The organism is Kluyvera intermedia (genome assembly GCF_034424175.1).
Lineage (GTDB): Bacteria > Pseudomonadota > Gammaproteobacteria > Enterobacterales > Enterobacteriaceae > Kluyvera > Kluyvera intermedia.
In genome coordinates, this window is sequence record NZ_CP139986.1 from 1745000 (window position 1) to 1758700 (window position 13701).

The 13701-nt window shown below is 55.0% G+C and carries 12 protein-coding genes and 1 pseudogene; 8 read left to right on the plus strand and 5 right to left on the minus strand.

Features of this window, described 5'->3' with window-relative positions; translation table 11 throughout:
- The first annotated feature begins 39 nt into the window (after positions 1-39).
- The 6 genes from U0026_RS08335 (at position 40) to U0026_RS08360 (ending at position 6659) form a co-directional block, all read left to right on the plus strand.
- On the plus strand, positions 40-1662 hold the full coding sequence (locus U0026_RS08335) for an ABC transporter substrate-binding protein (RefSeq protein ID WP_062778704.1): 1623 nt from the start codon (positions 40-42) through the stop codon (positions 1660-1662).
- The gene (locus U0026_RS08340; RefSeq protein WP_062778702.1) at positions 1659-2696 is read left to right on the plus strand and encodes an ABC transporter permease; all 1038 of its coding nucleotides are present in this window, start codon (positions 1659-1661) and stop codon (positions 2694-2696) included. The genes U0026_RS08335 and U0026_RS08340 overlap by 4 nt, the downstream gene beginning before the upstream one ends.
- Positions 2693-3598 (plus strand): ABC transporter permease, encoded by a 906-nt coding sequence (locus U0026_RS08345; protein ID WP_062778700.1) that lies wholly within the window; start codon positions 2693-2695, stop codon positions 3596-3598. The genes U0026_RS08340 and U0026_RS08345 overlap by 4 nt, the downstream gene beginning before the upstream one ends.
- Positions 3570-4436, plus strand: coding sequence for an ABC transporter ATP-binding protein (locus tag U0026_RS08350; RefSeq protein WP_062778714.1), 867 nt, complete (start codon positions 3570-3572; stop codon positions 4434-4436). The genes U0026_RS08345 and U0026_RS08350 overlap by 29 nt, the downstream gene beginning before the upstream one ends.
- A 10-nt stretch (positions 4437-4446) precedes the next feature.
- Positions 4447-5220, plus strand: coding sequence for an ABC transporter ATP-binding protein (locus U0026_RS08355; protein ID WP_062778698.1), 774 nt, complete (start codon positions 4447-4449; stop codon positions 5218-5220).
- Between the two features lie 149 nt (positions 5221-5369).
- Positions 5370-6659: an ABC transporter substrate-binding protein gene (locus tag U0026_RS08360; RefSeq protein ID WP_062778696.1), complete on the plus strand. Its 1290-nt coding sequence runs from the start codon at positions 5370-5372 to the stop codon at positions 6657-6659.
- On the opposite strand, the gene yegS is transcribed toward U0026_RS08360, so the two are convergent.
- Positions 6656-7555 carry a lipid kinase YegS gene (gene yegS, locus U0026_RS08365; protein WP_062778694.1) on the minus strand — a complete coding sequence of 300 codons (900 nt, stop codon included), beginning with the start codon at positions 7553-7555 and terminating at the stop codon, positions 6656-6658. The two genes, U0026_RS08360 and yegS, sit on opposite strands and share 4 nt — an antisense overlap.
- A gap of 138 nt (positions 7556-7693) precedes the next feature.
- On the opposite strand from yegS, the pseudogene U0026_RS08370 reads away from it, so the two are divergent.
- Together U0026_RS08370 and U0026_RS08375 are read left to right on the plus strand one after the other, a co-directional pair.
- A pseudogene (locus U0026_RS08370) lies at positions 7694-8023 on the plus strand (type II toxin-antitoxin system RelE/ParE family toxin).
- Positions 8024-8094: 71 nt separating this feature from the next.
- Positions 8095-8376, plus strand: a complete 282-nt coding sequence (locus U0026_RS08375) for a helix-turn-helix domain-containing transcriptional regulator (RefSeq protein WP_373859604.1) — start codon at positions 8095-8097, stop codon at positions 8374-8376.
- A gap of 223 nt (positions 8377-8599) precedes the next feature.
- Here the strand turns inward: U0026_RS08375 and trhP are convergent, their stop codons facing one another.
- The 4 genes from trhP to mdtD form a co-directional block, all read right to left on the minus strand.
- Entirely contained in the window at positions 8600-9961 is a 1362-nt protein-coding gene (trhP, locus tag U0026_RS08380; protein ID WP_062778690.1) for a prephenate-dependent tRNA uridine(34) hydroxylase TrhP, read from the minus strand.
- Positions 9962-10124: 163 nt separating this feature from the next.
- Complete coding sequence (gene baeR / locus U0026_RS08385) at positions 10125-10847, minus strand: envelope stress response regulator BaeR (RefSeq protein ID WP_062778688.1); 723 nt, start codon at positions 10845-10847, stop codon at positions 10125-10127.
- On the minus strand, positions 10844-12283 hold the full coding sequence (gene baeS / locus U0026_RS08390; RefSeq protein WP_062778686.1) for an envelope stress sensor histidine kinase BaeS: 1440 nt from the start codon (positions 12281-12283) through the stop codon (positions 10844-10846). The genes baeR and baeS overlap by 4 nt, the downstream gene beginning before the upstream one ends.
- A gap of 3 nt (positions 12284-12286) precedes the next feature.
- Positions 12287-13699, minus strand: a complete 1413-nt coding sequence (gene mdtD / locus U0026_RS08395) for an MFS transporter (RefSeq protein ID WP_062778684.1) — start codon at positions 13697-13699, stop codon at positions 12287-12289.
- Between the last annotated feature and the right edge of the window lie 2 nt (positions 13700-13701).

Genomic DNA, 13701 nt, shown 5'->3' on the forward strand with positions numbered 1-13701 from the left:
ATCCGGCAAATGTACCCTACAGTACAGGCAAATATAGACATGAAAAAATCCTCCTTACTGGGAGCGTGTTTGCTCGCGCTCAGCATGTCGATGGGGAGCGGGGCGGCGATGGCGAAAACGCCGCCCGATCAGCTCATTATCGGCATGAACATGAATAACCTACTCACCCTCGACCCGGCAGCGATGACCGGTAACGAAGTGGTGGGGATTGTCGTCAATCTCTATGATTCGCTGGTGGAGCTGGATCCTTCACAACTCACCAACGTTAAACCGGCACTCGCCAAATCCTGGGATATCAGTCCAGACGGCAAAACCCTGACCTTCCATCTGCAAGGCAACGTCAAGTTTCACTCCGGCAACCCGCTGACCGCCGCCGATGTGGTGTGGTCGATGCGCCGTATTCTGCACCTCAACCTGGCGCAGGCCTCGGTGTGGAAATCCTACGGCTTTAGTAAGAAGAACGTCGATAAACAGGTCACTGCCCTGGATGATTACACCGTGCAGATTGTCCTGCCGAAAGATAACGACCCGCAGCTGGTGATTTACTCACTGGGGGCGCTGGGTAACCTTGGTGTGCTCGATAGCAAAACCGTACAAAGTCATGAAAAAGACAAAGACTGGGGCAACCACTGGCTGACGACTCACGAAGCTGGGTCCGGGCCGTTTATGCTCGAAACGTGGCAGGCGAAAGACGTGCTGCGTATGAAGCGTAACCCAGAGTATTGGCGCGGCGAGCCGAAAATGAGCCGCGTGGTGCTGCGTCACTTCCAGGAGTCGCAGACCCTGCGTCTGATGATTGAAAAGGGTGATCTGGATATCGCCAACAATATGGCGGTTTCTGACATCAACGCCCTACGAAAAGACCCTCAGCTTACCGTCGATGCGGTACAGCGCGGCACCATGTATTACGTGTCGATGAGCATGAAAGAGGCGCATTTCGCTAACCCGAAAGTGCGTGAAGCAGTGCGCTACCTGATTGATTATCAGGGCATCAATAAAGCACTAATGCCGGGTTACGGCGTTTTGCATCAGCGTCCTATTAAGGCAGGAATGCCGTCAACGCTGCCGGATCCGGGTTACACCTTTGATCTTGCGCGCGCGAAAAAACTGCTGGCGGAAGCCGGTTATCCCGACGGCTTTGATACCACGCTGCGCGTGCTCTCTGACCAGCCGTTCCTCAATATTGCCATTGCCGTGCAGTCGACGCTGATGCAGGCGGGCATTAACGCCAAAATCATCACCGGCACCGGCAACCAGATTTACGGCGCGATGCGTGAACGTAAATTCGACATGCTGGTGGGGCGCGGCGGTAGCGGGATGGAACCGCATCCGCACTCCAGCCTGCGTGCGCTGGTCTACAACCCGGACAACAGCGATGCGGCCAGGCTGACCAACTTCCAGGGCTGGCGTACCGGTTTTTATGACAAGCAGCTTAATGACATGATCGATGGCGCGCTGCTGGAACGCTCACCGCAAAAACAGATTACCGATTATCAGCAAATCCAGACCCGATATGACCTGCTGATCCCAGCGATGATCCCAGTCTCGCAGATGGTGGATTCGGTGGTGGTGCGCAATGAAGTCAAAGACTACCAACCGCACCCATCGGCGACCACATTCCTGCGTGAAGTCTACAAAGTCAGCGAAGGAGATAAAGGATGAGTACGGCAATTCTTGCGCCCGGCTCTCGTACCCGGCGCTTTTCAAAACGGCTGATGCAGGTAGCGATTACGCTGTTTGGCCTGCTGCTGCTGACCTTCTTTATCGGTCGCGTGATGCCAATCGACCCGGTGCTGGCCATTGTTGGCCCGGACGCGGACCAGAGTACCTATCAACAGGTGTATCACCAGTTGGGCTTTGACCAGTCGTTGATGACCCAGTTTGGTATCTACTTTGTCAACCTACTGCACGGTGATTTGGGCAATGCGTTGCTGACCGGTAAACCGGTAACCGACGACATTATCCGCGTCTTCCCGGCGACCATGGAACTGGCAACGATGGCGATTATCGTCGGTGCGGGTCTGGGTATTCCACTGGGCGTGCTGGCGGCGGCTCGCCGTAACAGCATCTCCGATTACGTGGTGCGTATTATCAGCCTTGCCGGTTATTCCACGCCGATATTCTGGGTGGGGATGATGGGACTTCTGGTGTTTTACGCCTGGCTCGGGTGGGTCGGCGGTGCAGGGCGCGTAGACCTGGGGCTCGACGGCATTGTGCCGCGTCGTACCGGGTTGATGACCGTCGATGCGCTGCTGGCGGGCAACAGTGAAGTGTTCTGGAACGCGATTAACCACCTGATTTTACCGGCTGCGCTGTTGGGTTTCCACTCGCTGGCCTACATCAGCCGTATGACCCGCAGCTTTATGCTGGCGCAGTTGTCGCAGGAGTTCATTATTACGGCGCGCGTGAAAGGCTTAACCGAACGTCAGGTTATCTGGAATCACGCTTTCCGTAACATTCTGGTGCAGCTGTTGACGGTGGTGGCGCTGGCCTATGGTTCTCTGCTGGAAGGGGCGGTACTGATTGAAACCGTCTTCTCCTGGCCGGGCTTCGGCTCCTATCTCACCGGCAGTCTGCTGCTGGGGGATATGAATGCGGTGATGGGCTGCGTGCTGCTGGTGGGGGTCATCTTCGTGATGCTGAACCTGCTCTCCGACATGCTATATCAATTCTTCGATCCGAGGACAAAATCATGACGGTTTCTCTGGATACATCGCTGACGGGCGGCGCTGGCGAAGGCCGTCAGCGTCTGCTGCGCACCTTCTCGCGAGCGGGTGGTTTTATCGGCAAGATGGCGCGTAACCCGCTGACTGCGATCGGCGGGGGCATTATCTTCGTGCTGATCGTGGTGGCGATTTTCGCGCCGTGGATTGCACCCTACAAGCCGCTAGTGCAGGACTTAAATAACGCGCTCACCGCGCCAAATGCACAGCATTGGTTCGGCACCGATGAGTTTGGCCGCGATATCTTCAGCCGTCTGGTATACGGCTCGCGCATTACGCTGTACATCGTGCTGCTGGTGTCGGTCACCGTCGGCCCGCTGGGGCTGCTGCTCGGCGTGTGCGCCGGTTATTTTGGCGGCAAGGTCGACATGGTGCTGATGCGCGTCACCGATATCTTCATCTCCTTCCCAAGCCTGGTGCTGGCGCTGGCGTTTGTCGCCGCCTTAGGCCCGGGTCTTGAGCATGTGGTTATCGCGATCACCTTAACTGCTTGGCCGCCGATTGCGCGTCTGGCACGTGCTGAAACGCTGTCTCTGCGTCAGGCCGATTTTATCTCAGCCGTGCGCTTACAAGGTGCATCACCGGCCCGTGTCCTGTGGCGTCACATTGTGCCGCTGTGCCTGCCGTCGGTCATCATCCGTATCACCATGAACATGGCGGGGATCATCCTGACCGCCGCCGGTCTGGGCTTCCTTGGCCTGGGCGCTCAGCCGCCGGATCCCGAGTGGGGTGCCATGATCTCCAGCGGCCGTACTTACATGATGGAATGCTGGTGGGTTGTTACCATTCCGGGGCTGGCGATTTTAATCAACAGTCTGGCGTTTAACTTCTTAGGAGATGGCCTACGTGACATCCTCGATCCTCGCAGTGAATAACGCCGCACCTTTGCTCGACGTGCGTGACCTGAGCGTTGATTTCGTTAACGGTGACGCGGTGACCCATGCGGTCCGCGGCGTCTCCTTCCAGTTGGGGCGTGAAAAGCTGGCGATTGTTGGCGAATCCGGCTCCGGGAAATCCACCGTCGGACGGGCGCTGCTGCACCTGCACCCGAAAAAAGCGCGTATTGGCGCAAGCTGCATGCAGTTTGGCGACATCGATCTGCTAAACGCTAGCGAAGCGCAGATGCGCGCCATTCGCGGCAAACGTATTTCGATGATTATGCAGGACCCGAAATACTCGCTTAATCCGGTCGTGCGGGTTGGTGACCAGATTGCTGAGGCCTGGCTCACCCACCATCCGGGCTACAAAACCGAGGCAAAAGCCAAAGCCATGGAGATGTTGGACGTGGTGCGCATTCGCGACCCTGAACGCGTTTACAACCTTTATCCGCATGAAATTTCCGGCGGTCAGGGGCAGCGCATCATGATTGCTATGATGCTGATAACCGACCCGGAGCTGGTGATTGCCGATGAACCTACTTCAGCACTGGACGTGTCGGTACGTTTGCAGGTACTGGGGCTGCTGGACGACTTGGTGAAATCACGCGGTCTGGGGCTGATTTTTATCAGTCACGACATCAACCTGGTGCGCAGTTTCTGTGACCGCGTACTGGTGATGTACGCCGGGCGGGTGGTGGAGTCTATCGCCGCCTGCGACCTCGAAAATGCGCAGCATCCGTATACGCAGGGGCTGATTAGCGCACTGCCGGATATGCAACATCGCCGCCCGGTACTGCCGGTGCTGCAACGTCAGGCCTGTTGGCTGACGGACTAAGGAGCGTACGATGATTGAAGTGAAAAACCTGAATCTGGTTTTTGGCGAAGGCGACAAGCGCAACCAGGTATTATTTGATGTGAACTTTCATGTTCAGCCGGGTGATATTTACGGTCTGGTTGGAGAGTCGGGCTCTGGCAAAACGACGGTGCTGAAGTGCCTGGCTGGGCTGTTTAACCACTGGGGCGGCGAACTGGCGATTAACGGCCAGCGGTTGAACCATGAGATTAGCCGTGAGCGCTGCCGGAAAGTGCAAATGGTGTTTCAGGACCCGTATGGTTCGCTGCACCCGCGCCACACTATTGGCGATATTCTCGAGGAACCGCTACAGATTCACGGCATTGGCGAGCGCGATCGGCGTATCAACAATCTGTTGGACAGGGTGGGGTTGAGTCGTGCGTTTCGCGATCGTTATCCGCACCAGCTCTCCGGCGGCCAGCGTCAACGTGTGGCGATTGCCCGCGCGCTGATTCTTGAGCCGCAGGTGCTGTTGCTTGATGAGCCAACCTCGGCGCTGGATGTGTCGGTGCAGGCGGAGATTTTAAACCTGCTGGCGGAACTGCAAAAAGAATCGAATCTGACCTACCTGATGGTGACGCACGATCTGGGCGTGATTGCCCATTTATGCCAAAAGGTGGCGGTAATGCAATACGGCAAAATTCTTGAAACCCTGACGGTGGATGCGCTGGTGAACGGCGAAGCGCAAACGGCGTATACGCAGATGTTGGTCAACGCCAGCCGTCAGTACACCCGAGAAATGGCGCGGGAGGTGGCCGCGTATTAATCCCCGGCGGCGCTGCGCTTGGCCGGGCTACCAACCTGTAGCCCGGGCGAGGCGTTTACGCCGACCCCGGGTCTGGCACGGAGCTTCCTCGCGGCGCCGTTGTGCTTGGCCGGACTACCCTACCAATTTGCCTTTGGGAATAATAAAAAATGCATAAAACATCATTCCGCATTGCCCTACCGTTAGTGCTTTCTGCCTGTACTGCTTCCGCGATAGCGGCTGAATCCACCGATCTGCGCATGTCCTGGTGGGGTGGCAATGGCCGCCATCAGGTGACGCTAAAAGCGCTGGAAGCCTTCCATCAACAATATCCCGATATCAGCGTCAAAGCCGAATACACCGGCTGGGACGGACACACCTCGCGCCTGACCACGCAACTGGCGGGTGGTACCGAACCGGACGTCATGCAAACCAACTGGAACTGGCTGACGCTATTTTCCAAGGACGGTAACGGTTTTTATGACCTCAATCAGGTCAAAGAAGAGATTGGGTTGGATAACTTTACCGGCAAAGATCTGCAACCGGTAACGGTCAAGGGCAAACTCAACGGCATTCCGGTCGCGATGACCGCACGTATTTTCTACTTCAATGATAAAACCTGGGAAAAAGCGGGCCTGAGCTACCCGAAGAACTGGGACGAACTGATGACCGCTGGCAAGACTTTCGAGAGCAAACTGGGCAAGCAGTATTATCCGGTTGCCCCAGAAAGCCTCGGCGTGCTGGCGTTACTCAACTCGTATATGGTGCAGAAATACAACATTCCGGCTATCGACGAAAAAACGAAGAAATTCACCTACAACGACGCGCAGTGGGTGGAGTTTTTCCAGCTGTATAAAGATCTGGTCAGCAACCACGTGATCCCGGATATGAAGTACTACGCCTCTTTCGGCAAGGGCAATATGTATGAAATGAAACCATGGATCGAAGGCGAGTGGGGCGGCGTCTATATGTGGAACACTGCCGTGACCAAATACTCCGATAACCTTAAACCGCCAGCGAAGCTGGTGTTAGGTGACTATCCTATGTTACCGGGTGCGACCGATGCTGGCCTATTTATGAAGCCGTCGATGATGTTCTCGATTGGTAAAACGACCAAAAACCCACAAGCGGCGGCGAAACTGATTAACTTCCTGCTGAACAGCAAAGAAGGCGTGACGCTGCTGGGGCTGGAGCGCGGCGTACCGTTAAGTAAAAGTGCGGTGGAAACGTTGACGGCAGCGGGAGTGATTAACGACAAGGATCCATCGGTGGCCGGGATTAAACAGGCGCTGGCGCTGCCAACGAAATTGTCGGTGTCGCCGTATCTGGAAGATCCACAGCTGGTGCAGGAATTTGATAGCGCATTACAGTCCATCGACTACGGGAAAAAATCCGTCACCGAAGCGGCGACGGATTTCAAACGTCAGTCTGAACGTATCTTAAAACGCGCGATGCGCTAACGCAGTAACGGACAGTCCGGCGGCAGGCGACAACGCAGTGCCGCCGGTAAAATTTCCATGCGGAAGGTTTTACCACTCAGCGGTTCGCCGTCGAGATTAAAGGTCATCTCATGCTCTGCGGTGACCTCAAACCACGGCGACACGCTGTCCACCAGATTCTCTGTTTTATCGCTGCTGGCGAGGGTATTAAACAACGCGGGCAGCAGCTCTTCACCGGTGAAAATTCGCAGGTGTAGTAGGCCATCGTCAATCAATGCCTCCGGGCAAAGTTGCTGCCCACCGCCCGCCTGGCGGCCGTTGCCGATACCGATTACCAGCGCGTCGCCTTGCCAGTTAAAGTTCTCACCATGAATTTCGCAACGGTCTGGTTTTAGCGTATCCATGCGCATTAAGCCGTGAATCAGATAAGACACGCCGCCTAAGGCCGCTTTGAGTTTTTCTGGGGTTTCGGTGGTGATGCGCGTACCGAAGCCACCTGTTGCCATATTGATAAAGCAGGTTTTTTTATTGACCTGGGCAATATCAACCGGGACATCACGCCCGGCAATCGCCAGTTTCAGGGCATTGGTAAAATCTTCAGGAATATTCACGCTGGTGGCGAAATCGTTCGCCGTACCCAGCGGAAGAATACCGAGCGCCGGAACCTGGGTGCTTTCACACTGAATTAATGCGGTGGCAATTTCGTTGATGGTACCGTCACCGCCGCCCGCAATAACCGTCGCCACGTTAAGCGTGAGCGCTTCTTCTACATAACGCACGGCATCGCCTTTTTCCCACGTCACGCGGACGTGGATTTCAACGCCTTCACCGCGCAGCAGTTCAACCGCCTCGCGAAGTTCAGGGTTGTTGGCTCCTTTGCCATTAAGGATCAATAGACTGGCTGGAAAATCTGACATCGTGGTACCTCTTTATGGGGTATGCAAAGAGTGTAACAAAGGATGGGCAGATTAGCTGTCTCTTAGGTGACAAGTCCCTTGCTCCGTTGTCTCTTATAAGTGACAATGAAGTTTAAGCAAGGGAATGAGGGGAACGGGATGTACAAGTCTCTATTCTATCAGGATGAAAATGGAAACAGGCCTTTTGGTGATTGGCTGGCTAAGCTAAAAAAGAAAGATCAAATTGCCGCAGCAAAGATTGATACAAGGATAGACCGGGCTGAAGCGGGAAATTTCGGAGATCATAAGTTTGAATGAGATGGGGTCTGGGAACTCCGGATTGATTATGGCCCAGGCTACCGCGTTTACTATTCGTTAGAAGACGGTGAAATTATCCTGTTACATATCGGTGGCACGAAGAGAACACAGGATGCTGATATAGATAAAGCAGTTGAATACCTCAAAGATTTTAGAGCGAGGACAAAATGAAAGTAACGGCTAAAAAAGAGCATGCCCTTGAGCAGGTTGCAACCGCGCCAGCGGTTGATCGTGACAAACTGATGGTTGAGGCGTTACGTGCCGATCCCGACTACGCAGATCTTTACCTAAAAACTGCGCTTGAAGAGATTAACGAAGAGGGGGGATTAGGTGGGTTTCTCATTGCCTTACGACGCGTGTTAGAGGCTCGTGGCGGCATTGCTGAAGCAGCGAAAAAAACCGGTCTGGCGCGTCAGAGCATTTACCGTGCGCTATCTGAGAAAGGCAATCCGACGGTGACCACGCTTGCTCAACTCGCAGCGGTGGCAGGTTTGCAGCTCACGTTGAGCAAAGCGCCACACTAATCCGGCAATGTTGATAACCCTGGTACTATGAGGGAGAAGCTGGCAAACGCTGAAAAAAAATAAGCCCGTGTAAGGGAGATTACACAGGCTAAGGAGGTGGTTCTTGGGTACAGCTAGCATTTATGGATTATGTTTTTCAGCGAGGGAATAGTACCGACAATCGATAATTCCGTCTGTGATCCATTTCTAAGAATCTTCTCTATTGAAAAACAATATAAATCGACTAGCTGCTGTGTGGATTCCGAGTGGTTTCTCCTGAGAAATTACGCATCAGCAGAGCATACTCTAGCGCCATATCTTCCGGCACGGGCAACCATACGGTGTGACCGTCGCCTGGTGCGACTGGCATGGCGTCGCCTTTGGTGTTGACCATGTGTTCGAGAGTGAAGTTGACGTTACCTTGTGGGCTCATCAATTCCAGGCTGTCCCCGACGGAGAATTTGTTTTTAACCGCTACGGCGGCCAAATTGCCTTTGCGCTCGCCGGTGAATTCACCGACAAATTGCTGGCGTTCGGAGATGGAGTACCCGTACTCGTAGTTCTGGTAGTCGTCGTGTGTATGGCGACGCAGGAAGCCTTCGGTGTAGCCACGGTGGGCGAGGTTTTCCAGCGTTTCCAGCAGATTGGTGTCAAATGGTTTGCCGGCGGCGGCGTCGTCAATTGCTTTGCGGTAGACCTGTGCGGTACGGGCGCAGTAATAATGCGACTTGGTTCGGCCTTCGATTTTCAACGAATGCACGCCCATCTGGGTCAGACGCTCAACGTGGGCGATAGCGCGCAGGTCTTTCGAGTTCATGATGTAGGTACCGTGTTCGTCTTCAAAGGCGGTCATGTACTCGCCCGGACGTTTGGCCTCTTCCAGCATAAACACCTGATCGGTTGGCGCGCCGACGCCGAGGGTCGGTTCAACGTTCTGCACCGGAATCGGCTCGTATTTGTGAACGATGTTACCGACGTCGTCTTCTTTGCCTTCCTGAACATTGTATTCCCAACGGCAGGCGTTGGTGCAGGTGCCCTGATTCGGATCACGCTTGTTGATGTAGCCTGAGAGCAGGCAGCGGCCTGAGTAGGCCATGCACAGTGCGCCGTGAACGAAGATCTCAATCTCCATATCCGGGACCTGGCTACGAATTTCTTCGATTTCTTCCAGCGACAATTCGCGGGACAGGATCACGCGGGTCAGCCCCATTTGCTTCCAGAATTTCACCGTTGCCCAGTTGACGGCGTTAGCCTGTACCGACAGGTGAATGTCCATTTCCGGGAAGTTTTCGCGTACCAGCATAATCAGACCTGGATCGGACATAATCAGCGCATCCGGGCCCATTTCCACTACCGGCTTCAGGTCACGAATAAAGGTTTTCAGCTTGGCGTTATGCGGCGCGATATTGACCACCACATAGAATTTTTTACCCAGTTCATGGGCTTCATTGATGCCAAGCTGCAGGTTTTCGTGATTGAATTCGTTGTTACGTACGCGCAGTGAGTAGCGCGGTTGGCCGGCATAGACAGCATCGGCACCGTAAGCAAAAGCGTAACGCATATTTTTCAGCGTTCCCGCCGGGGAAAGGAGTTCCGGTTTAAACATGATTTTCTCGTTCTGATGACAGGTCAGATTCGCCACACCTGATGCGGCGAGTTGGGGAGTGTCCCCACTTTAAGGGCGGGCATTGTAGCGCTGCGGGGGAGGGGAGTAAACCTTTGTGAATGTTGTGCCGGATAAGCAAAGCGCCATCCGGCAATCTCTCGCGTTACGCCATCCGACAGGCGTCGGCTTCCCAACGATACCCAACGCCATACACCGCGCGGATAAACGACTGCTCGGCATCAAGCGATTCCAGCTTGCGGCGCAGATTCTTAATGTGACTATCAATAGTACGGTCGGTTACTACGCGATAGTCGTCGTAGAGGTGGTTGAGCAACTGCTCGCGCGAGAACACTTTTCCCGGCTCTTGCGACAGCGTTTTCAGCAGGCGGAACTCGGCGGGCGTGAGATCGAGCAGACGGTCGCGCCATGATGCCTGAAAACGATTTTCATCGACGATAAGCGGGCTTTGCGAATCCAGCGCTAGCAGTTCCGGGCGCGGCTTGCAGCGGCGAAGAATGGTTTTTACACGCGCTACTACCTCACGCGGGCTGTACGGTTTGCAGATATAATCATCGGCACCAATTTCTAAGCCCAGCAAACGGTCGATCTCTTCAATTTTGGCGGTGACCATCACGATAGGCACCTCGGAGAAACGACGGATTTCGCGGCACAGCGTCAGCCCGTCGACGCCGGGCAGCATCAGATCCAACAAAATTAAATCCGGCGGTGTTTGACGCACATACGCCAGCACTTTATCGCCGTGGTTAATCAACGTTGGCGCATAGTGCGCGGCCAGCAGATAGTCGATGAGCAACTGCCCAAGTTTGGGTTCATCTTCCACAATCAAGATGCGTGGGGCGTTCTCATCAATCGGTAACTCTGTCATATCTCTCTCGGTATTGCGCGTTCCAGCGGTAACTCTACTTTAATGCTAACCCCACCAAAAGGCGAATGCTCAGCGTCAAGGCGGCCACCGTGAGCAGTCACGATATTGGCGCAAATGGCCAGGCCTAGTCCAGAGCCGCCGCTGGCGCGGTTACGCGAACCTTCGGTGCGGTAAAAGCGTTCACACAGCCTTGCCAGCTGTTCGTCGGTGACCCCTGGGCCACTGTCAGCGAACTCCATCACGATATGCTCGCCGCTAAGCGTGGTGCGCATAAGTACCTGTCCACCGCTATCGGTATAGCGCAGGCTGTTTTCCAGCAGGTTATTAAAGAGCTGCATTAAACGGTCAGGGTCGCCAAACACCGTCGCACTGTCGGCCAGCGCCAGATTGAGCGTTAGTCCCCGGCTTGCCAGGCGTTCACGGAAGGCATCCGCGGCAATTTCCAGCAGGGAGATAATGTCGACCGGGCTTTTTTGATACGCCAGTGCCCCTTCATCGGACATTGAAAGCTGGTGGAGATCGTCAACCAGCTTAGTGAGCGTTGCCACTTCCGCCTGTAGCGAGGTGACCGATTCAGGGGTGAATTTGCGCACGCCGTCCTGAATTGCCTCTAGCTCCCCGCGCAGTACCGCCAGCGGAGTACGTAGCTCGTGCGAGATGTCGGCCATCAAATCACGACGCATCTGCTGATTTTTTTCAAGCGTACTGGCAAGCTGATTGAAGTCTTTTGCCAGCCGCCCTAACTCATCGCTACTGGTAATGGGTACGCGGGTTGTAAAATCGCCCGCCGCCAGTTTGTGCGTGCCATCAACCAGCCGTTTTACCGGTGCTAGCAGACCGCGCGCCAGCGGGAAGGTTGCCAGTGCTGCAAGCAGGGCTGCCAGCCCGACAATCAGCCAACTGGTGCGCCGCTGCTGTTGGTCAAAGTTGATATCGGTGTTGCGGGTTAGTCGCTCAACCGGCGAGGCAATGACCGCGCCGACTTCCATACCGTTCACAATAATCCCGCGCCGGGAACCATCATGTGGCACTGCTTCGCGTGGGCCAACCAGCACTCTAGCGTTTTGATCAATCACCCAAAACTGGGTACGCCAGCCATGCGGCGGCATGCCACCACGATCCGGGCCACCGCCTGGGCCAGGGGGGCCTGGGGGCTGTTTATCGTCACCGTTGTCATGTTCAAATGATCGGAGGATTTGGAAGATAAAACGGTCATTATTGCGTAAGAATCGCCAGTTTCCGTGCTGGGCATATTGCTCCGCCAACGCATCGCTTAAAAGCTGCAACCGCTGTTCGTTGCCGCGCTTGATGTAGTCAATAAAGCCGCGCTCAAAGCTGACGCGTACGGCCCAATGCATACTGATAAGCAATACGATACAGGTCGCTAAGATGGCGAAAAACAGTTTGCCGGAAATGCCCGGGCGCCATAATTTCACGGTTTACTCCTTCAATTTGCGTCGGGCAATGACCACGTTTTTGCTGGTGTCGTCCGGCACCCGTGCGAACACAAGAGCGGGCAGGGCAATAATGACGGCCATACATAAATAGGTGTACATAAAGACGTGATGCGTCGCAGCGCTGCCAATGGCAATGTGCTGCTGACCAAACATCCCCAGCAGGATCCCGGCAATGGTGACGCCGATACTCATCGAGAGCTGCATGATCATCGACAGCAGGCTGTTGCCACTGCTGGCGAATTCATCCGGCAGGTCTTTAAGCGTCAACGTGTTCATCGACGAGAAGCGGCTGGAGTTGACCATGCCTTGGATAAACAGCACCACCGGCAGGGCGTAGTACCAACCTGCCAGCGCCGTAAACATAAAGACCAGGCTAATGAGCGCCAGGCCGAGGGTGCAGAAGACCAACACGTGGCGATAGCCAAACCGGTTAACCACCTGCACCACGATACGCTTCATGCCCATGCTGCCAAGCACCATGGGGATCATCATTAGCCCCGCGTGGAACGGGGTGAAGCCTAGCCCAATCTGCAAAAAGACCGGGGTGATAAATGGCAACATGCCGCTGCCAATACGCCCGGCAAAGCTGCCCGCGAGCCCCAAAGAGAAGGTTGGCGTTCGAAAGAGATTAAGGCTGAACAGCGCGCGGTCATTGCCGCGCGCATGCCACAGATACATCAGGATGGAGACCACGCCGATAGCCACCAGCGCCCCCATCATTAGCGGTGAAATACCCAGACCCTTTTGCCCATCAAGGGCGAGGGTTAACGTCGCCATACCTAGTGCGAGCACGATAAAACCTGAAATATCAAAGCGCCGGGTCTGAACGGTGTAGTTGGGCATTAGTACCAGGGTGGCGATGCAGCCAATAATACCGACCGGAATATTAATCAAGAAAATCCAGTGCCAGGAGGCGTACTCCACCAGAATCCCGCCGAGCGCTGGGCCAAGCAGCGGGCCAATCTGGCCGGGCAGGGTGACAAAGGTCATCGCCGCCATATACTGCGAGCGGGGGACGATTTTCATCACGGTCAGTCTGCCGACCGGTACCATCATTGCGCCGCCTATCCCCTGTAACACGCGCGCCATCACCAGCTCATTAAGCGTGCTTGAAAGTGAACAGAACAGCGAGCCGAGGGTGAACAGAATAATGGCGGTAAAGAAAATATTACGCACGCCTACCCGGTCAGCCAGCCAGCCGCTGGCGGGCAGCATGACCGCCACGGTCAATACATAGGAAACCACCACCATATGCATATGCAGCGGACTCTCTCCCAGACTTAAAGCCATGGAGGGCAGAGCGGTGTTAACGATCGTGGTGTCCAGCGATTGCATAAAAAAGCCAAACGCCACGATCCAGAGTTGCCAGCGAACGTTGGCAGGAAGTTCAGTCATGG